Source organism: Henriciella marina DSM 19595 (assembly GCF_000376805.1).
Classification (GTDB): domain Bacteria; phylum Pseudomonadota; class Alphaproteobacteria; order Caulobacterales; family Hyphomonadaceae; genus Henriciella; species Henriciella marina.
Map to the genome: position 1 here is coordinate 800,986 of NZ_AQXT01000002.1, position 21,350 is coordinate 822,335.

Below are 21,350 nucleotides of genomic sequence, written 5' to 3' on the forward strand. Positions count from 1 at the left end.
GATTGGTGCACCTGCAACCCATCCCTATATGGCCGTTGAGGAAGAGGAATAGACATGTTTACCGGTCTGGTTACCGACATTGGACGCGTTGAGAGCGTCGAGGACACGAACGGGCTGAGACGCCTCCGTGTGCGCTCACACTTTCCAGCAGACGACATTACGTTGGGCGCTTCCATCATGCATGCAGGGGTCTGCCTGACGGTTGTCGAGTTTGGCCCGGCCGAGGATGGTAGCTGGTTCGAGGTTGAGGCCGTCCCAGAAACGCTGTCTCTGACGACGCTCGGCGAGCTTGAGACCGGTTCACCTGTAAACCTTGAACTGTCACTCAGACTTGGCGACGAGCTCGGCGGCCATCTCGTCTATGGTCATGTCGACGGCCTCGGTGAGATCGTCTCGATTTCGGAAGAGGGTGACAGCTACCGTGTGCGCATCCGCCCGCCAACCAGCATCGCCCGCTACTTCGCGACCAAAGGTTCGGTAACAGTTAGCGGCGTGTCTCTCACCGTCGCAAAGGCTCATGAAGATGGCGACTTCGATGTCGCGATTATTCCCCATACCTGGCAAGTCACGACGCTGAGCGCATTACAGCCGGGCAGCAAAGTAAATCTTGAGGTCGACATGCTCGCGCGGTACGTCGCCCGGATGATCGGTGCAGACGCACCGGAGACCAAGGGTAAGGCATGAGCGGCGACCTCCACCACGCAATTTCTTCCATCGATGAAATCATCGAGGACGCTCGCAATGGGCGCATGTTTATTCTCGTTGATGCGGAAGACCGCGAGAATGAGGGCGACCTTGTCATCCCGGCAAGCTTTGCGACCCCTGAAGCGGTCAACTTCATGGCGAAGTTCGGCCGCGGCCTGATCTGCCTCTCCATGACGAAGGAGCGGGCTCGCACGCTAAACCTCGACATGATGGCGCGTGACAACCGCGAAAGCATGCAGACGGCCTTCACCGTCTCGATCGAAGCAAAAGACGGCGTCACGACCGGTATTTCTGCGGCAGATCGCGCCCGGACCGTCGCTGTTGCAATCGACCCGACCAAGGATCACCACGATATCGTCTCACCGGGCCATGTCTTTCCACTGATCGCGCGCGATGGCGGCACGCTCGTCAGGGCAGGGCATACTGAAGCGGCTGTCGATCTCTCTCGCATGGCGGGCCTCTATCCAGCTGGCGTGATCTGCGAAATCATGAATGATGACGGGACGATGGCCCGACTTCCTGAACTGGTTTCCTTTGCCCAGCTTCATGGTCTCAAGATCGGCACGATCGCAGATCTTATCGCCTGGCGCCGCAAGAATGACCGCTATCTGGAGCGGCGCGTAGAAGCCCCGCTCGACAGTGAGTATGGCGATGGCTTCAAGACGGTCGTCTTCCGTAACTCGCTGGACAATTCCGAGCACATCGCCGTAGTCCACGGCACGATCAGCCCTGACGAGACGGTTCTTGTGCGCGTCCATCGGACCGATGTTCTGTCGGACATTCTAGGCCAGAAAGGCCCCCGCGCAAACCTTGTCGAAAAGGCAATGAAGATCATTGCTGAGTCCGATGAGCCAGGCGTGGTTGTCTTCGTCAACACGATGCGCCCCAACTCGATCGCGTCGCGTCTCGGCCTTAAAACCTCCGAGGACGATGATGGTCACATGCCGCTTCGCGAGTACGGTGTCGGCGCGCAGATCCTGCGTGAGCTCGGCGTCCGGAAAATGACCTTTCTCTCAGACACCAAGCCGACACGCGTGGCTGGCCTTGAAGGCTATGGCATGCAAATCGAAGGCTGGCGAACCCTTACGGACGGAAACTCCTGATGCCCCACCGCATTCTCGTCGCGACCTCGCGCTATTACGATCACATCTCTCGCGAAATGGAAGCGGGCGTTGCCGAAACACTCGCCGATGAGGACGTCTCCCTGGAAACCATCGAAGTGCCTGGTGCATTTGAAGTCCCAGGCATCATCGCCATGGCGGCCGACAGTGGCCGGTTTGATGGCTATATTGCGCTTGGCTGCGTCATTCGCGGTGAGACCAGCCATTATGACTATGTCTGCGGTGAGAGTGCCCGCGGTCTGATGACCCTCGCTGTCGAGCGGCGCCTCGCCATCGGCTACGGTATCCTGACGGTCGAAAACGAAGCGCAGGCGCTGGAACGCGCGGACCGCAAACGCAAGAACAAGGGCCGCGATGCTGCAATCGCCTGCCTTGAAATGTTGAAGCTCCGCAAGAAGTTTGTGGGATGAGCGACGCTCAGAAACTCCCCTTTGAAGTTATTCGCGCGCGCCGGGCTGGCGCCCGCCTGGCGGCTGTGCAGGCGCTCTATCAGATGGAACAGACAGGCCGCGGTGCCAGCGCCGTCATCCGTGAGTTCATGGAAGACCGTCTGGGCTTCGGCCCGGATGAGGAGCCTGTCGAGGAAGCCGACCCCGATCTCTTCAAGGAAATCCTGAAAGCGACCGTCGAGCACCAGAGTGCCATCGACAGCGCGATCCTGAAGCGGCTCAACAAGGGCTGGAAGCTTGCCCGCCTCGACTCCACCACGCGCGCTATTCTTCGCGCAGCGACGGCAGAGTTCATTGCGCACCGCGAACTTTCGCGCGCCGTGGTGATCGACGAGTACGTATCGCTCGCGCATGACTTTTTCGAATCATCCGAAGCAAATTTCGTGAACGCGGTTCTGGACAATATCGGCCGGGACGTCAGGCCAGAGGAGTAGGGCGCAATGAGCGAGTTCGACTGGATCGACCGCTATCTTCGCCCGCTCGCCACTGCTCCCGGCGCGCACAATCTCAAGAATGATGTCGCGACGCTGAGCGACAGTGTGGGCGCGACGATCGCGACAATGGATACGATTGTCGAAGGCGTACACTTTCTTTCCAGCGACCCCATAGAGACGGTCGGCAAGAAACTCCTGCGCGTGAACGTCTCGGATATTCTCTGCAAAGGCGCTTTGCCCAAAGATGCGTTGCTGTCCGTCGCTTTGCCCAATGATTTCACCGAAGAAAGTTTTGCGACTTTCTGCAGGGGACTCGGCGCCGACCTCGTAGAATGGGGCGTTACCCTCCTGGGCGGTGACACTGTGCGAACGCCAGGTCCCCTCACGCTGACCATCACATTGACGGGCACGTGCCTCGCTGCCGGGCCCGTCGAGAGAAGCGGCGCCCAGCCAGGCGATGTTCTTTGCGTGACCGGCGAAATCGGTCATGGAGGCCTGGGGCTTACCGATGCGAAGGCCGGGCGCCCATCGACCCATGCGGATCATTACAGGGTACCCCGGCTGCCGGGCGTAGAGGTCGCTGACCTCGTAGCCTGCTTTGCCAGCGCCTCGATCGACGTCTCCGATGGGCTTCTATCCGATACTGCCCTTATTGCTGAACAGAGCAGGGTGGCTGTTTCGCTCCAACTCAGCGATGTGCCTTATGCAGCCCCCGTTTCAACTGCAGAAGACGCGATCAATCTGGCAACCTCCGGCGACGACTATCAGACGCTTTTCACGGTGCCGCCTTCTGATTTAGAGGCGTGCTTGGAGCGGGCGGATGAAAGCGGCCTCTCTGTCACCGTAATCGGACAAGTGCGTACCGGCAGCGAGGTTGAGCTTCGTTTTCAGGACGAGATCTTCGAGACGCCGACGCGCTCAGGCTATTCACACTAAACCGACGTTAAGCGCCTCCCGCTTCCACTCGAAGTTTCTTGCTAATCGCGGCAGGGTTTGGCACTCCTGAATCCACAAATGGGGAGGTTTGATTCCGCGCGAATCAAGCTCCGAAAATATAAGGGAGGAAGGGCAAAACATGACCCTATGGTATTATATCGCACTCGCGGCGGGCATCGTCGCAGTGCTCTATGGCTGGCTTCAGTCGCGCTCGATCATGAGCGCTGATGCTGGCTCGGACCGCATGAAAGAAATCGCGTCGGCGATCCAGGAAGGCGCAAACGCCTATCTCAAACGCCAGTATACGACAATTGCGATGGTCGGCGTCGTCGTCACGATTGGCCTCGCCATCGCATTCCGTGGCTGGGAAGTGCCTCTTGGCTTTGTCATCGGCGCAGTCCTGTCAGGCGCTGCGGGCTTCATCGGGATGAAAGTCTCGGTTCAGGCGAACGTCCGCACGACGCAGGCCTCCAGCATCAGCCTCGCCAAGGGGCTCGATATGGCCTTCAAGTCCGGTGCGGTCACCGGACTTCTGGTCGTCGGTCTCGCCCTGATTGGTGTCGTTGCCTATTACGGCCTTCTGACAGGCTTTGAAGGCTATGTGGACGGTGAGCGGACGGTCGTTGACGGTCTCGTTGCGCTCGGCTTCGGGGCTTCCCTGATTTCGATCTTCGCCCGTCTCGGCGGCGGTATCTTCACCAAGGGTGCGGACGTCGGTGGCGACATGGTCGGTAAGGTCGAAGCCGGCATTCCGGAAGATGACCCGCGCAATGCTGCAACGATTGCTGATAATGTCGGTGATAATGTCGGCGACTGCGCAGGCATGGCGGCTGACCTTTTCGAAACCTATGCCGTGACGATCGTCGCGACCATGGTTCTCAGTGCGATCTACTTTGGCGCCTTGCCATATATCGGTTCCATCATGCTGCTGCCGCTCGCCATCTGTGCGGTCTGCATCGTGGCCTCGATTATCGGCACCTTCTTCGTGAGGCTCGGCAAGGGCTCCACGAACATCATGGGGGCGCTCTATAAGGGTCTCATCGTAACCGGCATCTTTTCACTGATCGGTCTTGCTGCCGCGATCTATTTCGTGCTGCCAGCAGGCTTCGGCGTGCTCGAGGGTGCGGGTGGCGCATCCATCGGTGTCGCTGTCGGCGCGCTGACCGGTATGGACCTTTTCGTCTGCGGTGCAGCAGGTCTGGTCGTCACGGCCCTTATTGTCGTGATCACCGAATACTATACCGGCACCGCCTACCGCCCGGTTCGTTCGGTCGCCAAATCATCGGAGTCGGGACACGGCACGAATGTGATCCAGGGTCTGGCGGTCTCGCTGGAGTCCACCGCGCTGCCTGCCATCACGATCATCGCAGGTATCATCGTCACCTACAACTTCGCGGGTCTTTACGGCATCGCGATCGCGACGACCACAATGCTGGCGCTTGCCGGCATGATCATCGCGCTCGATGCATTCGGTCCGGTGACCGACAATGCTGGCGGTATTGCTGAAATGGCAGAGCTTCCACCGGAAGTCCGGGAAACGACGGACGCGCTGGACGCCGTTGGCAACACCACCAAAGCGGTGACCAAGGGCTATGCCATCGGTTCTGCCGGCCTCGGTGCGCTTGTTCTGTTTGCGGCCTACAATGCCGACTTGCAGTACTTCACCGAAAACGCCGTCGAAGGCAGCTTCTTTGCCAATGTCGGCGCGGTGAACTTCTCGATCGCCAACCCTTACGTCGTCGTAGGTCTGCTGTTTGGTGGCCTGCTGCCATTCCTGTTCGGTGGCATGTCGATGATGGCGGTTGGACGTGCGGCGCAGGCTGTGGTCGAGGAAGTCCGTCGCCAGTTCCGTGAGATGCCAGGCATCATGAAAGGCGAGGTTCGCCCTGACTATGGGCGTGCTGTCGATATCCTTACCACCGCAGCGATCAAGGAAATGATTGTCCCATCACTGCTGCCAGTGCTCTCGCCGATCGTTCTGTTCCTTGTGATCTGGCCAATTGCAGGCCCAGCATCTGCGCTCGCAGCTGTCGGCGCCATGTTGCTCGGTGTCATTGTGACGGGTCTCTTCGTCGCGATTTCCATGACATCAGGGGGCGGCGCATGGGACAATGCGAAGAAGTATATAGAAGATGGCAACCATGGCGGCAAAGGCTCAGAGGCTCACAAGGCCGCTGTGACTGGCGACACCGTTGGTGACCCGTACAAGGATACTGCTGGCCCGGCCGTGAACCCGATGATCAAGATCACGAACATCGTGGCCTTGCTCATGCTGGCCATGCTGGCGCACTAGGGCTTCGGCCACTCAAGACAAAGAAAAGCCCCGGCCAATCTGGCCGGGGCTTTTTTGTTCGGGATAAATGAAACTGGCGATCAGACGCGCCCACATCACAGACTATTGGGGACGACGACCTGTCGGGTTGCCAGGCGTCGCTTCGTTTGTCTGCGGCAGCACAGAACGACCGACATTGCCGAATATCTGCTCCCAGAGGCCAAGTTCACGGCCACGGGTAGGCGTTTCGCGCGACGCATAGTTGATGACGCGGCCATCATTCTGATCGTATTCAAGCACCTCTTCAACGACATCCTCGTCGCTGAACCGGATCGCTGTGACGGTACGTGTCGAGATTTCCGGACGATAGAAAGCAAAACGCTCCTGGACCGTCGTGATGTACATCCAGGTGTTCTCGTCGAAGACGCTGCTTGTCGAAGGTGAACCAAGCTGGGCCAATACGGTCGAGCGCGTATCAATGCCAGGCGTGATCTGGTTGGGAGCAACTTCGTCAGGGGCATAGCCATGATAGGCTTTGACCGGGGAAATGCAGCCCGCTGTTATGCAGGCCAGTGCCACGCTCGCAAGAATGGTACGATGTGCCATAAACAGTTCCTTTCACTCCCAATTCGCTTACAGGGCACTGCAGGCAATTGGCAAGTTACAGAGCGCAGATATGCAACGGCTCCGAAACCTTTTCACAAGCCAGAAATCGCGAGATCGCAGCGAAGCTGCAAAGCGCCTTCATAAGGATGTGACGGCCCGCTCCCGGGCTCCGCGCCTCTATGGCGGCAACGCGCTTGAGGACACGATTGAAGGCCGCACAAATTGTATAGCCTTGTTCGCCGGACTGGTGACGGGACGTCTCGCGGCCATTGGCCCGGAAGGGCAGGCACTATCGAGCCGCCTGACAGACAGCATCTTCGACGAAATAGATGCAGGCCTCCGGGAAACAGGGGTCGGGGACGCGTCAATCGCCCGCAAGGTCCGAAAAATCGGGGAAAGATTCGTCGGGCTGGGCATCGCCGTCAACGAAGCTTTTGCTGGCAACAATATCGAGAGCGACCTTGCATCCATGATCGAGCGCAATGGCCTTGCGTCCGGCGATGGCACTTTCGTTTTGCGCACGAGCATGATGCGCGCGCACGCGTCGCTGGCTTCCCAGGCCGACGACGCGCTGCTGGCGGGACAGACAGGCTGGGACCAATCATGAAATACGTTCCGCGTTGCGGTCAGTCAGTTGCACTGCTCTGGCCGGGTGCCTACTGTCTGGCCAATAAATGATTGGTACTGTCTCCCAGATGAGCGAACTCACCCTTTCAATTGACGCCATGGGCGGCGATGCAGCCCCTGAAGTTGTTCTGGACGGCATAAAGCTGTTCAGTAAGACCAGCGAAAAGACGCGCTTTCTCCTCCACGGGCGTCAGGCTGAGCTTGAAGCCGGCATTGCAGCGCGCAACCTCGCAGCGATCTGCGATATCTGTGACCAGCCTGATATCGTCAGCATGAATGCCAAGCCATCAAGCGCGCTGCGCAAGGCAAAAGGCACCAGCATGTGGAGCATGATCGAGGCGGTAAAGGATGGCCGGGCTACCGCGGGCGTCTCTGCAGGCAATACCGGCGCTCTGATGGCTATGTCGATGCTGGCACTCCGCAAGATGGAAGGCGTGCACCGGCCCGCCATGACTGCCGTCTGGCCTACTCTGGAAGGCCGCTGCGTCGTTCTGGATGTGGGCGCAAATCTCGACGCCGATGCCGAACAGCTTGTCGAGTTCGCCGTGATGGGCGAATCCTATGCCCGCGCCGTCTTCGGCAAGGAACGGCCCACTGTCGGTCTTCTGAACATCGGGTCCGAAGAGGAAAAAGGCACCGACGCCATCAAGCTTGCCGGCGAGATCCTGCGCAACCGAGATCTCGGCATCGACTTCAGAGGCTTCGTTGAGGGCAATGATATCTCAATGGGCGTGGTCGATGTCGTCGTCACTGACGGGTTTACAGGCAATGTCGCGCTGAAGACAGCAGAGGGCACCGCCCGTCTCGTCTCCACCTATGTACGTCAGGCCCTCACAGCGAGCGCGGTCAGCAAACTCGGCGCGGTGCTCGCAGGGTCCGGCCTCAAGGAACTCAAACGGAAGATGAACCCGTCCAGCGTTAATGGCGGCGTCCTGCTCGGTTTGAATGGCGTGGTCGTCAAAAGCCATGGCGGCACAGATCCTGAAGGCTACGCAACCGCAATTAGCCTGGCGGCAAACCTTGCGCACAGCAACTATATGCAGGAAGTAGCCTCGGCCCTCTCGCGAGTGTCCAAACAGGTTACCGACACGGAAACAGTCGACGGATGAGTATGCAGCGTAGCTTGATCTTGGGGACTGGCGCCTACCTTCCGGCCCGGACCCTCACCAATAACGACCTTGCAGCCATGGTCGATACGTCTGACGAGTGGATCCGGGAGCGGACCGGCATCGAAGAGCGCCACATCGCTGCAGATGGTGAATTCACATCAGACCTCGCAACGGCCGCCGCGCGCGAAGCCATTGAAAATGCAGGTCTCACCGTAGGCGACATCGATCTCATCGTGGTCGCGACGACCACGCCGGATCAGACATTTCCGGCTACCGCCACCACGGTCCAGCACAAGCTCGGCATGAAACAGGGCGCAGCTTTTGACGTCCAGGCGGTGTGCTCAGGATTTTTGTTCGCGCTCGCGACCGCTGATTCGATGCTGCGCCAGAACCTCTTTACCACTGCGCTGGTCATAGGCGCGGAGACATTTACCCGAATCCTTGACTGGTCCGACCGGTCGACCTGCGTGCTCTTTGGCGATGGGGCAGGGGCTGTTGTGCTTCAGACGGGGACTGGCGAAGCGGATGAGGGCGTCATCGCCCATCACGTGCGTACCGACGGCTCCAAGAAAGACCTGCTCTATGTCGATGGCGGCGTCTCATCCACAGGCACAATTGGCCACGTCCGGATGCAGGGCAATCAGGTGTTTCGCCATGCGATCACCAACATATCCAGCGCCGTTCGGGCCGTCCTCGCAGACACTGGCCACGACATAAACGACATTGACTGGTTCGTGCCTCATCAGGCCAATCAGCGGATTCTGGACGGTGTCGCCCGCAAGCTCGGTCTCGATGAAGACAAGGTCATTTCGACCGTTGCCCTGCACGGAAATACATCCGCTGCCTCCATTCCGCTGGCCCTTCACACAGCGATTAAGGATGGACGCATCAAAAAGGGTGATCTTGTGTTAAGTGAAGCGATGGGCGGCGGTTTTTCCTGGGGCGCCTCCCTCTTCAGGCTGTAATCTTTTCATTAAGAAATCGGCCATATCTGTTAACCAGAGGAGCTGAATTCGTGAGCAATCAAACCGTCACCCGCGTAGAGCTGTCGGACGCTATCGTCCGTGAAGTTGGCCTGACTCGTCAGGAATCTGGCGACATTCTCGACCGTGTGCTCGACCTTATCGGGAAAAGCCTCGAACACGAGAATGAGGTCAAACTCTCCCGGTTCGGAAACTTTGTCGTTCGCAAGAAATCAGCGCGTGCTGGACGCAATCCAAAAACAGGCGTCGAGGCAAAGATCTCTGCCCGCCGAGTCGTCACGTTCAAACCGTCACCGCTCCTCAAATCGGCAGTCGAATCAGAAGAATAGATAAGAGGGAAATCCATGGGAAATGCCGCAAAGCGGGTCAAGAAATCCGCAGATGCCTACCGGTCGATCGGGGAAGCCGCAGACGAACTGGGCCTTCAGCCCCACGTCCTGCGCTACTGGGAAGGCAAGTTCACGCGGCACTTGAAACCCATGAAGCGCCCAGACGGGCGCCGCATGTTCCGACCAGAGGATATGAAGGCGCTCAAGGCCATTCAGCTGCTCGTCCATGAAAAGGGGTTCACGCTGAAGGGGGCAGGCCAGCTCCTCAACGAACAGGGGCTCGATGCCGTTCTTGGCGGTGATGCTACGCTGAATGCGAAAAGGGCAGACCCAATTTCAGCAAAGACCGAACCGGAAGGCCCGGCTCGCAGATTGCAGGAATCGGTTCGCGCCGCGTTTTCCTATGAACAACCCGGACCCAAACCGCTAGGTGCCAGCCGGTCACGCCTGGAGACGATGCTGTCTGATCTTGAAGACATAAAGGCCCGGCTCGACGCCGCGCGTCTCAGCAAGGCGGCCTGAAACCAGCAGCAACAGCGATTGCAATAATCAGGCGCCGCGATTAAGCAGGCGCCTAGTCGGAGCGTAGCGCAGCCCGGTAGCGCACTTGTCTGGGGGACAAGGGGTCGTGGGTTCGAATCCCGCCGCTCCGACCATTCTATTCCCGGTCCAGCTGGGCCCTGTAAAGCGTTGCCTTTACGGCTTTTTCCCAGCCCGAAACGAGCGATTTTCGCTCACTATCTGCCATTGACGGCGAGAACACCGTTTCGCTCTGCCAGAGCTTCTCGAGCACATCCACGCTTTCGAAGACGCCAGCTTGAAGCCCCGAGAGGAATGCCGCGCCCCGCGCCGTGCTCTCGATCATGTCCGGGCGGTCAATAGTAGTCTCTGACACATCCGCCAGGAATTGCAGGAACCAGCTATTGGCGACCATGCCGCCATCGACGCGAATGCGGCTGGTATCAAACCCATCGGCATTAAGCGCGTTGAGAAGATCAAGCGTTTGATAGGCCACCGACTCAAGCGCAGCGCGGGCAATGTCCGCCTTGTCTGTCCCGCGTGTGAGGCCGAACATGCTTCCGCGCGCCTCCGGATCCCAGTGCGGTGCGCCTAGACCGGTGAAAGCTGGGACGAAATAGACGCCCTCATTGCCGCCAGCCTGCTTGGCCAACGCTTCTGTTTCGCTCGCGCTCTCGATGATCTGCAGGCTGTCGCGCAGCCATTGAGAAACAGCGCCCGCAATGAAGATAGACCCTTCGATCGCAAATTGCGGTCTCGATCCAGTCCGGCAGGCTACTGTCGACAGGAGGCGGTTCGTCGACTGCAGGCACTGGTCACCCGTATTCGCGAGCAGGAAACAGCCCGTTCCATAGGTGCTCTTGACCATGCCCGGATGAAAACAAGCCTGTCCGAAAGCGGCTGCCTGCTGATCACCTGCGACACCCGTCACCGGCAGGGACCGGCCAAACCATTGCCGGTCCGTCTCGCAGAAGGCCGCCGCGCTCGGCTTCACCTCGGGCAGAACCGATTTCGGGATATCCAGCAGGCGCAGCAACTCATCGTCCCAGCGGCCGTCTTGGATGTTGTAGAGCAGCGTCCGGCTGGCATTGGTTTCGTCTGTGACATGCGTCTTGCCGCCGCTTAGGCGAAACATCAGAAAACTGTCCACCGTGCCAAACGCCAGATTACCCTCCGCGGCGAGCTTTTCGGCCTCGGGCCTGTTCTCAAGGATCCAGCGAAGCTTGGTGCCCGAGAAATAGGGGTCGATGGTCAGGCCACTCCGGCGATTGACGAGGGTCTCATGGCCGGCAGCGCGAAGCGTTTCGCACATGGCTGCCGTGCGACGGTCCTGCCAGACGATCGCCCGCCCGACCGGCTTTCCTGTTCGCCTGTCCCAGACAATAACTGTCTCTCTTTGATTGGCGATACCGATAGAGACGACTTGCCCGTCCGTCTGCGCTTCACCCTCGCTCATGGCCTGGCGGGCGGTGTCCAAGGTTGTCCGCCAGATATCTTCCGGGTCATGCTCAACCCAGCCGGGCTTCGGGAAGTGTTGCGCAAACTCCTCCTGAGCGGTCGCGACAACAGTACCGGCCGCGTCGAAGACCATAGCGCGGCTGGACGTTGTGCCCTGATCCAGGGTGAGAATGAGCGGTTGAGGCGACATAGGAAAAGCTCCGTATTTTCAGTGCCCCACGCGAAAGGTCGTTGAAATTTCAAGGACCCGTCTTGAGGGGATGTTCACCTCTCCTGTCTAAGACCGTGAGCGAAGGTCCGCAAAGAGGAATGGTAATGGGCGACGAACCTAAGCCAGCGAATACACTCGCGCTGAAGAGCGCGGGCATTGTGGGTACATTGGATATTCCGGAAGAACAGCTTGGTTCGATCCGTGAAAAACAGCTGCTCGCAGTTGGCTCGCTCCTGCCCGTCATTGGCCTTGCCAACCTCGTAAATGCTGCCGTTGTCATGATGTCCTTCGCGAACACGCCCGCGAACAGACTTCTTGGCGTCTGGTCGCTCACAATGGTGATCGCGACCTCGATCATGCTCGTCGGCTATTTTATGATGCGCCGCAACAGGCAGCACGCTGACCTCGGCTCGGCGGATGAGCGGTCCAAGGCCAGCATCGACCGGTTCGGACGTTTTGCTTCAGTGCTTGGTATTCTTTGGGGTATCCTGCCGTTGCTGATCCTGCCGCTGACGGACCATACCAATCAGCTGGCCGTCAGCTCCATTGTCGCAGGCGTCATGTTCGCAGGGGTCCTGCTTGTCGGACGTATACCAGAAGCGGCGATCGGCTTTCTTGTGCCAACCGCCCTTGGCTATATTGTCGGCCTTCAGCTGGGCCAGGATCCACGCAATGACTTCCTGTCGGTACTAGCCTTTGTCTACGCAGTCGTTCTCTGGACGTCCTCGAAATGGTCTTTCAACCAGTTTGTCGAGCAGCATCTCAGCGGTACCGCGGTTAAGCAGCAGGCCCAGCTGATCGGCCTGCTTCTCCGAGACTTTGAGGAAAGCACCTCCGACTGGCTGTGGCAGACCGACGAGAAGAATTGTCTGATCGAGATACCGCTGCCCTCCATGACAGAGCAGAATCATTTTGAAGCCATGTCGCAGGGGGATGACCTGCTAACCCTCTTCAAATCGAGTGATGAAGCAAATACCTTGGCGCGTTGCCTTGAGCGTCAACAGAGTTTCCGGGATCTCGTCCTGCAGGTTGAGAACGCGGAAGAGACATGGTGGTCTCTCACCGGCAAACCGATCTTCAACGCAACTGGGCGGTTTCAGGGTTTTCGAGGCGTCGCCTCGGATATTACCCAGTCGAAGGCCATCGAAGACCGCATTGCCTTCATGGCGCATTACGACCCGCTTACCTCGCTGCCGAACCGCGCCAATCTTCACGAATCTCTCGAAAAGGCTTCGCTGCGACCCGTACCGGAAGGGCGCTGCCGCGCGCTTCTCTGGCTCGATCTGGACAATTTCAAATGGGTCAATGATACGCTCGGCCATCCAGCCGGTGATGAGCTTCTTTGTCAGGTGGCCAAACGTCTGCGGGATGCAGCGCCCGATGCCGAGGTTACAGCCCGGCTTGGCGGCGATGAGTTCGCAGTCCTGCTAGAGAGCGAAGATCAGGACGCCCTTCTGGAGACCGTGAAGGCAATGAGCGAGACGCTCAACCGTCCCTACGACATCTGGAGCTCGATCGTGCATTGCGGCGCCAGTATCGGCGTGCGGATCATCGAGCAGCATAATATGGAAATCCAGACGCTGCTGAAACATGCTGACCTTGCGCTCTACCAGGCCAAGGAAGTGGGCAAACGCACCTGGTGCGTCTTCAGCCAGAACCTCGCAGACAAGGCACGCGCTCGTCAGAGCATTGAGCTCGACCTCAACAAGGCACTTGAAAACAATGAGTTGCGGCTCTTCTTTCAACCGCAACTTAACGCCAAGACAAATGAGATCATCGGCTGCGAAACCCTTATCCGCTGGGAGCATCCAACCCGCGGCCTGATCGGGCCAGACCATTTCATCCAGCATGCAGAAGACAGCGGCATCATTACGCGTCTCGGCGACTGGGCACTACGCGAAGCGCTAAAGGCCGCTCGCCGCATGCCGGACAATATGCGGGTCGCGGTAAATATCTCGCCTCTCCAGATCCACAGCTCAAGCCTTGTGACGACGATCATCAATGCGATCGCGGTCAATCAGATCGATCCGGCCCGCTTGGAGCTGGAGATCACCGAATCAGTGCTGATGAACGATACCGAGTTCACGCTGCAGCGCCTGAAACAGCTCAAGGATATCGGCCTTCGCATCTCGCTGGATGACTTTGGCACGGGCTTCTCCTCGCTCAGCTATCTTCGCCGTTTCCCATTCGACAAGCTGAAGATCGACAAGAGCTTCGTGGAAGACATTGACCACAACCACGAAAGCCGCGCGATCACCAAAGCCACGCTTCAGATCGCCAAGGCCTTGAACATGAGCTGCACCGCCGAGGGCGTGGAGACCGAGACCCAGAAGCAGTATCTGACCGACATCGGGTGCGATGAGCTTCAGGGCTATCTCATCAGCAGGCCGCAGCCATTGGACCTCCTCGGCCATCTGATACCGATACGCACGCAGGCAGAGGCCGATCTTTTACTGGCGGCATCCGACTCCGAGATCCGTATGACGGGCGATGTTATCAAGCTCGATGCCAAGCCGCGCGACAAGCAAAAGGCCACCGGCTAGACCGTATTTCAGACGGGCAGGGGGTGGCAGCATCTCTAGCTGTAACTCGTCTGCACACGGGCGCAGTTCATGCTTGACCGGCCCGCCTGCCTTGTCTAATCAGGCGCCTCACCGCCAAATGCGGTGGACGATCTGCGCGGGTGTAGCTCAGTTGGTTAGAGTGCCGGCCTGTCACGCCGGAGGTCGCGGGTTCGAGCCCCGTCACTCGCGCCATTTCGAACGAAATGGTGAAAGCAGATCAAGAAAAAGGCGACCGTTCCAGACGGTCGCCTTTCTTTTTTACCTACAATAGAGACCTGTATCAGCTATCGACGAAGTTGGCTGGACGCTTCTGAAGCTCGGCCATGATCGCCTCGACCTGGTTCTTGCTGCCGATCAACTTGTCCTGCAGCACCGATTCCTGAAGCAGGGCTTCGGCATCATTCATGTTCGGCAGATTGTTGTAGATCTCCTTGTTGGCGCGAATAGCGTCAGGATTCTTTGACGCAATCAGACCGGCAAGCTCCATTGCCCGCTCATATGGCGTTTCGCTGACCTCGGTCGCAAAGCCGTATTCGGCGGCGTCCGTGCCCGAGAAGATGCGGCCGGTATATGTCAGCTCGCGGAGGCGATCGTCGCGGCAGAGCGTGCCCATGATCGCCGTGCCCGCCATGTCCGGCACCAGCCCCCATTTGATCTCCATGATGGAGAGCTTTGTCGCCGGATGGATGATGCGCATATCGGCGCCCAGCATCACTTGAAAGCCGCCGCCAAGGGCGACGCCGTGCACGGCCGCAATGACCGGCATTGGCAGCGCTCGCCAGCCCCACACGGCCTGCTGCGCGCGGTTCGTGATGCCATGCGTGCGCGGCTCAAGCTTTGAGCGCCCAGCAGGCGTTCCGCCGCCACCAGACCCTTCAGCCATCTTGCCGAAATTGCCCATGTCCAGCCCGGCACAGAACGCGCGGCCCTCGCCGGAGAGAACGACACAGCGAACCGACTTGTCCTTGGAAAGCTCATCGGTCGTCGAAAGCAGCGCTTCGAACATGGCGTCGTCGAGCGCATTCATCTTGTCCGTGCGAACAAGTTTGACGTCAGCGACGCCATCTTTCTTGGTAACCTGAATGCGTTCCGACATCGTCGTCTCCTCATAAATCCTGTGATCCGCCGGCCAATCTGCCGAACGAAAAACGCCGGGACAAGTTATGTCCCGGCGTCATACAGTTTTGGTGGCTCTATTCGCCGCACTCGGCGCTAGAGGAAGAGCTTCGCAAACTCGCGCGGCTTGCGGTTCTTCCAGGCGCCCTTGTGCCAGGCGGCCGATGCGAGAAGTGGCACGACGGAACCGGCTTCAGCGAAGACCATCTGCTCATAGACGGTCTGAACCTTGCCCCAGCTCGCCGCCTCTTTCAGCGTCGAAGAAGAACAGGCCCCATCGCGGGTATCGGCGACAGTGATCTGCACGGCATATTTGTGCATCTCGCATTCCTTGCCGAGGATTTCCGCGCAGACCACAGTGTCCTGCACGAAGTTCTTCGGCACGCCGCCGCCAACCATCAGCAGGCCGGTTGTCCCTGCCGCGATCTTGACGTCGGTCAGCTCACGGAAATCGGCGACGCTGTCGATCGACATGTAATTGCCTGGGTTCTCGACCTGATGCTTCACGAGGCCGAAGCCAGCAGAACAGTCAGAGAAGGCCGGCACGAAGATCGGGACATTGTGATCATAGCAGGTCTCGATGAGCGAGCCTTTCTTGACCGCATTGTCCTTCAGCCACTTGCCCATCTCCCAGATGAACTCACGCGAGGAATAGGGGCGCGCTTCCAGCTTGTTCGCAATCTGGTAGATTACGTCGTCGCAGGCCTGAAGCTCTTCCTCATCAATGAACGTGTCATAGATCCGGTCGATATAGAGGTCGCGCAGGATGTTATCGTCTACGGATTCTGGTGCCTGATAGTGCTGGTATCCAAGCGCTTCAAAGAAATCCATGTCGACGATGGATGCGCCGGTCGCAACGATACAATCAACCAGTCCGTATTTCACGAGGTCGCGGTAGACGTGCATGCAGCCGCCGGCAGAGGTGGAGCCAGCGAGTGTCAGAATGGTGGAGCAGTCCTGATCTTCCAGCGCCATGTTGAAGATGTCTGTCGCCCGGGCAAGGTCGCGGGACGTGAAGGACATCTTGCCCATCGATTCGACGATAGGGCGAGCATCGAACGTGGTGATGTCGATATGCTCGACCGGCTTGCTGAGAAGCTCGGCCTTGCGGTTTGAATTGTCAGCCATGGATAACTCCGATTGCGTGGGAGGCGTTGTAACGGTGTGATGTGACAGGGTCCAGACAGACAGAACCTCCGCCCGTCAGAGCGGAGGTTTCAGGGTCTGGTACGAGGGGGCGGGTTACGCCATAACGGCGACAGTGGTCTCGCTATAGAAGCCATTGAAGCGCGAAGACAGGGCCTGGCCATAGGCGCCAAGGTGGCAGATCTCGATCCAGTCGCCTTCAGCAACATCGGATGGAAGCTCAAACGGGCCTTCCATCACATCGAGACTGTCGCAGGTCGGTCCGAAAAAGCGGAACGCTTCTGTTTCTGCGGCCGCGCGTGGCTCGACGGTGTGGAGCTTGACCGGGAATTTCCATGCGCACTGGGCCGCATCGAACAGCGAGCCATAGCTGCCATCATTAAGATAGAGGTCGCCATCCTTGCGAAGCTCAACGCGGGCCAGCGTCGAGCCACCTTGCGCGCAGAGCGCCCGGCCAGGCTCACCCAGAACCTGAAGGCCATCAAAACCATGCGCGGCAAGCGAGGCGCGAATAGCGCTGAAATAGTCGCCCATCGGTTTTGGCGACATGCCGGGGTAGGGAACAGGAAACCCGCCGCCGCAGTCAATCGAGTCGATCTCGACGCCGGACGCATCGACGATGGAGCGCACATAGGACAGTGCGGTGTCATAGTCGCTGATCTCAAGACACTGCGACCCGACATGGAAGGTTACGCCGAGTTTGGAGGCATGCCGACGGGCTTCGCCGAGAAGCTCGATCGCAAGATCACGGTCCGCGCCGAACTTGCCGGATAGCGGCATCGCCGCGCCGCCCTTCGGCAGCGCCACGCGAAGGTGGAGGATCAGGTCGCTGGCATAGCCGGTGACTTCGAGCATCTTCTGAAGCTCGTCGAACGAATCGAACGAAAAGTCGCGTACTCCGCACTCATAGGCATGGCGGATCGCAGTGCGTGATTTCACAGGATGCATGAAGAAGAGCTTCGCGCCAGGCACGAGGCCCTGGATCAGGTCGACTTCGCGCGTCGATGCGACGTCGAAATTGCGCACACCGCTGGTCCAGAGCGTCTTGATGACGGCTGGATGCGGGTTGGCTTTGACGGCATAGAGAACCTTGCCCGGAAAACCGTTGAGGAAGGTGCGCGCAGCCGCCGCGATCTTCTTTGGGTAAAGCACAAAGATCGCGTCATCGCCTTCATAGGCGCGCAGGACATCTCCAACGCTTGCAAAGGCCGGAAGGCCAGTACGCGTGGAAGTATCGGGAAGAATAGCAGGGCGCGCCAGAGGCGCATATCCAGTTTTAAACATGGCAATGATTCGGAATTTGCTGGCATGACGCCAGTGAACTTACAGACTGCACCAGAACACAACGCCTGACGCGCTCGACAGTTCGGCGGGCGAACCCGCTACGGCCTTATAAGTTCAGCGACCGCAGCCGCATAATCTCCGAATTTTTTGTCGTAATAGTTATAGAGCCCGGTATCCCAGGCTGCATCCATACGGCTGTAAGCTGCCGCGAAAGCGATCATATTAGGGGCCATCCAAGTATCCTCGTCAAGCATTACCGGGGGTTTGGTCCGGTGATGAAAGTGAAGACATCTGGGCTCACCCGTACTGACGCCCTTTCGGGACCGTCGTAGCTCGCTTGCGTGTCGGCGGTTCGAATATTGAAACCGTATTCAAAGATCAAGTGTTTTTTACGTCATGAAGCGCGCGCAGTCCGCGCTCCAGATCTGCCTTGAGATCACCAGGGTCTTCGAGCCCCGCATGGAGCCGGACGAGACGCCCCTGCCGATGCGCTGTCCAGTCATCTGGAAGGCGCGTCAGTTGCTCATCGCAAGGGATAACAAGGCTCTCGAACCCGCCCCAGGAGAAGCCCATCTTGAAGAGGTTCAGCGCTGACAGAAAGGCATCAATGTGTGCGTCATCCGGCGCATCCAGCAGGAAGCCAAAAAGACCTGAACTGCCGGAAAAATCGCGGCGCCAGATCTCATGATCGGGATGGCTGGGAAGGGTAGGGTGGATGACCAGCGCTACATCCGGCTGCGTCTGAAGCCACCTGGCCAGCCCCAGCGCACTTTCCTGATGAGCGCTCAGCCGCGTGAAGAGGGTGCGTGTGCCTCGCAGAGCGGCATAGGCATCGTCCGGCCCAAGAGAGATGCCCCAATCCTCCGTGAGCGCCTCCACCGCTGCGCCGTGAGCTGGCTTGGTCGTCATCACGGCACCGCCAAACGCATCGGCATGACCGACCATGTATTTCGTCAGTGCCTGCACGGATATGTCGACACCAAGGTCGAGCGGCCGGTGATAGACGCCAGCCGACCAGGTATTGTCCATCATGGTCAGAACACCGGCCTGCCGCGCCATTTTCACGATGGCAGGCGTGTCGGAGATTTCAAACGTAAGTGAACCGGGCGCCTCCAGGACGATGAGTTTCGTTTGCGGCGTGATGGCTCTTTCGAGCGCCGCCAGGTCGCGCGGATTGAACCTTGCAGACGATACCCCCATCTTCGGCAGCCGCTTCTCACAGAAGCGTCGTGTCGGCCCGTAAACCGAGTCTGATAGCAGAACGTGGTCTCCGGCCCTTACAGCCGAGGCGATGCCGACCGCACAGGCACTCAGGCCCGACGGGGTGAGCCGCGCATGCGCCGCACCTTCGATCTCGCAGAGGGCGGCTTCCAGTTCACGATGAACAGAGAGCCCCATACGCCCATAGCCTGTCCCGCTGCCGTAAAGGGCGCCGCGGTCTGGCAGAAGAACAGTTGACGCGCGCTCGACCGGCGGGTTCACCGTTCGCCGTTCCGGATTGCCCTTGCGGTTATGGATCAGCCGGGTCGGAAGTTTCATGCCGACGTCGTCGCAATCTCGCTTTCAGGGTGCGCGGCCCATTCAGACCACGACCCATCATAAATGGCGACGTCCCAATTGCCGAGCTCTGCGAGCGCCAGGGCTATGACCGCAGCTGACACGCCCGAACCGCAGCTGGCGATGACCGGTCCGCTCGCATGACCACCCAGAAGGTCCTGCAACTTGTCGGTCGGCGCGAGCTTGCCATCCGGCTCAACCAGCCTGGAAGCCGGCACGTTGAGGCTTCCTGGAATATGGCCGGAAGGAAGGCCTTCGCGGGGCTCTTTCTCTGTCCCGGAAAACCTTCCGGCAGGCCGGGCATCAAGTATAGGAGGCTTTGCGGCCCGTGACGCGGCTATGACCTGTGCATGCGACCGGATGAGGTCTGAGCGCACGCGCGGGGTAAAGTGGCGCCCACCCGTAATGACCGGCGGCAGGTCTTCCAGCTCTCCGCCTTCGGCCTGCCAGGCGCGCAGGCCGCCGTTCAGGACATAGACATCTTTGTGCCCCATCGCCCGGAACATCCACCAGACACGCGCAGAGGCAAAGAAGTCATTCGCGTCATAGACGATGACGCGGTTGCCATCGCCAATGCCGAGTTTTCGCACGCGGGACGAAAACTTCACCGAATCCGGCATCATGTGCGGCAGCTCGGCCTCCTGATCGCAAACATCATCGATGTCGAAATAGACAGCGCCCGGTATGTGTCCGCGATCATAGGACTGGCGGCCTGCGCCGGGCGCGGCACTCCAGCCTGGAAACCAGCTCGCATCCACAACCCGAAGATCGGGCGCGTGCATATTGTCCATCAGCCAGCGGGCTGAAACGAGGGGGGATGTTGTTGCCATCAGGCTTCCTCCATCCATGGCGGTACGGGCAGGTCCTTGCTTCGCAGGAATTCCGGATTGAAGAGCTTGGACTGGTAGCGATTGCCGTAATCACAGAGGATCGTCACGATCGTGTGGCCCGGCCCAAGGTCCTTGGCGAGCCGCACAGCTCCCGCAATATTGATCCCGGCAGACCCGCCAAGACAAAGCCCTTCGTTCTGGATGAGATCATAGAGGATGTTGAGCGCCTCTTCATCCTGGCAGCGATAGGCATAATCGACCCTCAGGTCCTCGATATTCTTGGTGATCCGGCCCTGACCGATGCCTTCGGTAATCGAGGTGCCCTCTGATTTCAGCTCGCCATTCTTGAAATACTCGTAAAGCGCCGCGCCGCCGGGATCGGCGATACCTATCTTCACGTCCTTGCTCTGCTCTTGAAGGTATTTCGCAACGCCGGCCAACGTGCCGCCGGAGCCGACCGCACAGATAAAGCCATCGACCTTCCCTTCGGTCTGCGCCCAGATTTCCGGGCCCGTCGTTTCGTAATGGGCCTCCAGATTGGCAATGTTGTCGAACTGGTTCGCCCAGATTGCGCCATTGGGTTCGGTCTTGGCGAGCTCTTCTGCAAGCTTGCCGGAATAGCGCGCATAATGGTTCGGGTTGGAATAGGGGACGGCGTCCACCTCGATCAGCTCGGCCCCCAGGAGTTTCACCGCCAGCTTCTTTTCCTGGCTCTGGGTCCGCGGCATGACGATCACCACGCGGTAGCCGAGCGCGCTGCCCACGAGCGCAAGCCCGATACCTGTATTGCCGGCTGTGCCCTCGACGATGGTGCCGCCCGGTTTCAGGGTGCCAGAGCGTTCGGCGTCACGCACAATGCCAAGCGCCGCGCGATCCTTCACCGATTGGCCGGGATTGAGGAATTCGGCCTTTCCGAGAATTGTGCAGCCGGTTTCTTCTGAGACGCGCTGCAGCTTTATGAGCGGTGTATTCCCGATCGCATCCAGGACAGAATTGAGGATCATTCAAGGCACTCCATTTATTGATCTGGTTTAGCTGGGCACACTGTCAGTTACAACACTCGCCCAATTGATCCAGATGGCGACCGCACGCGT

Annotated in this window: 21 protein-coding genes and 2 tRNA genes; 14 read left to right on the forward strand and 9 right to left on the reverse strand. The window is 59.0% G+C overall.

All coding sequences use genetic code 11. From position 1 onward, the window contains the following. The first annotated feature begins 54 nt into the window (after positions 1 to 54). The 6 genes from F550_RS0104055 to F550_RS0104080 all read left to right on the forward strand — a co-directional run bounded on the left by F550_RS0104055 (position 55) and on the right by F550_RS0104080 (position 5,938). Positions 55 to 684 carry a riboflavin synthase gene (locus tag F550_RS0104055; protein ID WP_018147252.1) on the forward strand — a complete coding sequence of 210 codons (630 nt, stop codon included), beginning with the start codon at positions 55 to 57 and terminating at the stop codon, positions 682 to 684. Beyond that, positions 681 to 1,808, forward strand: a complete 1,128-nt coding sequence (ribB, locus tag F550_RS0104060; protein WP_018147253.1) for a 3,4-dihydroxy-2-butanone-4-phosphate synthase — start codon at positions 681 to 683, stop codon at positions 1,806 to 1,808. The genes F550_RS0104055 and ribB overlap by 4 nt, the downstream gene beginning before the upstream one ends. Then, positions 1,808 to 2,236 carry a 6,7-dimethyl-8-ribityllumazine synthase gene (ribH, locus tag F550_RS0104065; protein ID WP_018147254.1) on the forward strand — a complete coding sequence of 143 codons (429 nt, stop codon included), beginning with the start codon at positions 1,808 to 1,810 and terminating at the stop codon, positions 2,234 to 2,236. Before ribB ends, ribH begins: the two co-directional genes overlap by 1 nt. Continuing rightward, positions 2,233 to 2,709, forward strand: coding sequence for a transcription antitermination factor NusB (gene nusB, locus F550_RS0104070; RefSeq protein ID WP_018147255.1), 477 nt, complete (start codon positions 2,233 to 2,235; stop codon positions 2,707 to 2,709). Before ribH ends, nusB begins: the two co-directional genes overlap by 4 nt. A gap of 6 nt (positions 2,710 to 2,715) precedes the next feature. Next, positions 2,716 to 3,645: a thiamine-phosphate kinase gene (gene thiL / locus F550_RS16795; RefSeq protein WP_018147256.1), complete on the forward strand. Its 930-nt coding sequence runs from the start codon at positions 2,716 to 2,718 to the stop codon at positions 3,643 to 3,645. 139 nt (positions 3,646 to 3,784) lie between these two features. After that, complete coding sequence (locus tag F550_RS0104080) at positions 3,785 to 5,938, forward strand: sodium-translocating pyrophosphatase (RefSeq protein WP_018147257.1); 2,154 nt, start codon at positions 3,785 to 3,787, stop codon at positions 5,936 to 5,938. A 102-nt stretch (positions 5,939 to 6,040) separates the two neighbouring features. On the opposite strand, the gene F550_RS0104085 is transcribed toward F550_RS0104080, so the two are convergent. Next, positions 6,041 to 6,523, reverse strand: coding sequence for an outer membrane protein assembly factor BamE (locus tag F550_RS0104085; protein ID WP_018147258.1), 483 nt, complete (start codon positions 6,521 to 6,523; stop codon positions 6,041 to 6,043). Positions 6,524 to 6,593: 70 nt separating this feature from the next. Between F550_RS0104085 and F550_RS18365 the strand changes: the two genes are divergently transcribed. The 6 genes from F550_RS18365 (at position 6,594) to F550_RS0104115 (ending at position 10,227) form a co-directional block, all read left to right on the forward strand. Continuing rightward, complete coding sequence (locus F550_RS18365) at positions 6,594 to 7,130, forward strand: ubiquinol-cytochrome C chaperone family protein (RefSeq protein WP_018147259.1); 537 nt, start codon at positions 6,594 to 6,596, stop codon at positions 7,128 to 7,130. An 88-nt stretch (positions 7,131 to 7,218) separates the two neighbouring features. Further along, the gene (gene plsX / locus F550_RS0104095; RefSeq protein WP_026180555.1) at positions 7,219 to 8,259 is read left to right on the forward strand and encodes a phosphate acyltransferase PlsX; all 1,041 of its coding nucleotides are present in this window, start codon (positions 7,219 to 7,221) and stop codon (positions 8,257 to 8,259) included. Continuing rightward, entirely contained in the window at positions 8,256 to 9,224 is a 969-nt protein-coding gene (locus tag F550_RS0104100) for a beta-ketoacyl-ACP synthase III (RefSeq protein ID WP_018147261.1), read from the forward strand. Before plsX ends, F550_RS0104100 begins: the two co-directional genes overlap by 4 nt. Positions 9,225 to 9,274: 50 nt before the next feature. Further along, a complete protein-coding gene (locus F550_RS0104105) occupies positions 9,275 to 9,571 on the forward strand; it encodes an integration host factor subunit alpha (protein ID WP_018147262.1) in 297 nt (98 codons plus the stop codon). Between the two features lie 15 nt (positions 9,572 to 9,586). Next, positions 9,587 to 10,093 (forward strand): MerR family transcriptional regulator, encoded by a 507-nt coding sequence (locus tag F550_RS0104110; protein ID WP_018147263.1) that lies wholly within the window; start codon positions 9,587 to 9,589, stop codon positions 10,091 to 10,093. A 57-nt stretch (positions 10,094 to 10,150) separates the two neighbouring features. Beyond that, positions 10,151 to 10,227: transfer RNA gene (locus F550_RS0104115), tRNA-Pro, on the forward strand. Positions 10,228 to 10,229: 2 nt separating this feature from the next. On the opposite strand, the gene glpK is transcribed toward F550_RS0104115, so the two are convergent. Then, on the reverse strand, positions 10,230 to 11,738 hold the full coding sequence (gene glpK / locus F550_RS0104120; protein WP_018147264.1) for a glycerol kinase GlpK: 1,509 nt from the start codon (positions 11,736 to 11,738) through the stop codon (positions 10,230 to 10,232). A 125-nt stretch (positions 11,739 to 11,863) separates the two neighbouring features. Here glpK and F550_RS16805 point away from each other — a divergent pair, with 125 nt between their 5' ends. Both F550_RS16805 and F550_RS0104130 read left to right on the forward strand, forming a co-directional pair. Then, positions 11,864 to 14,302, forward strand: coding sequence for a putative bifunctional diguanylate cyclase/phosphodiesterase (locus F550_RS16805; protein ID WP_018147265.1), 2,439 nt, complete (start codon positions 11,864 to 11,866; stop codon positions 14,300 to 14,302). Positions 14,303 to 14,438: 136 nt separating this feature from the next. Beyond that, positions 14,439 to 14,515, forward strand: a tRNA-Asp gene (locus F550_RS0104130). Between the two features lie 88 nt (positions 14,516 to 14,603). On the opposite strand, the gene F550_RS0104135 is transcribed toward F550_RS0104130, so the two are convergent. The 7 genes from F550_RS0104135 to F550_RS0104165 all read right to left on the reverse strand — a co-directional run bounded on the left by F550_RS0104135 (position 14,604) and on the right by F550_RS0104165 (position 21,260). After that, a complete protein-coding gene (locus F550_RS0104135) occupies positions 14,604 to 15,419 on the reverse strand; it encodes a crotonase/enoyl-CoA hydratase family protein (RefSeq protein ID WP_018147266.1) in 816 nt (271 codons plus the stop codon). A gap of 116 nt (positions 15,420 to 15,535) precedes the next feature. After that, entirely contained in the window at positions 15,536 to 16,567 is a 1,032-nt protein-coding gene (locus tag F550_RS0104140; RefSeq protein WP_018147267.1) for a 1,9-bis(guanidino)-5-aza-nonane synthase, read from the reverse strand. Positions 16,568 to 16,681: 114 nt separating this feature from the next. Continuing rightward, positions 16,682 to 17,869, reverse strand: coding sequence for a type III PLP-dependent enzyme (locus tag F550_RS0104145; RefSeq protein ID WP_018147268.1), 1,188 nt, complete (start codon positions 17,867 to 17,869; stop codon positions 16,682 to 16,684). 98 nt (positions 17,870 to 17,967) lie between these two features. Beyond that, positions 17,968 to 18,102, reverse strand: a complete 135-nt coding sequence (locus tag F550_RS19480; RefSeq protein WP_267878942.1) for a hypothetical protein — start codon at positions 18,100 to 18,102, stop codon at positions 17,968 to 17,970. 145 nt (positions 18,103 to 18,247) lie between these two features. Continuing rightward, the gene (metC, locus tag F550_RS0104155) at positions 18,248 to 19,408 is read right to left on the reverse strand and encodes a cystathionine beta-lyase (protein ID WP_018147270.1); all 1,161 of its coding nucleotides are present in this window, start codon (positions 19,406 to 19,408) and stop codon (positions 18,248 to 18,250) included. Continuing rightward, a complete protein-coding gene (gene sseA, locus F550_RS0104160; protein ID WP_018147271.1) occupies positions 19,405 to 20,256 on the reverse strand; it encodes a 3-mercaptopyruvate sulfurtransferase in 852 nt (283 codons plus the stop codon). Before sseA ends, metC begins: the two co-directional genes overlap by 4 nt. Next, positions 20,256 to 21,260 carry a cysteine synthase A gene (locus F550_RS0104165; protein WP_018147272.1) on the reverse strand — a complete coding sequence of 335 codons (1,005 nt, stop codon included), beginning with the start codon at positions 21,258 to 21,260 and terminating at the stop codon, positions 20,256 to 20,258. The genes sseA and F550_RS0104165 overlap by 1 nt, the downstream gene beginning before the upstream one ends. Positions 21,261 to 21,350: the final 90 nt, after the last annotated feature.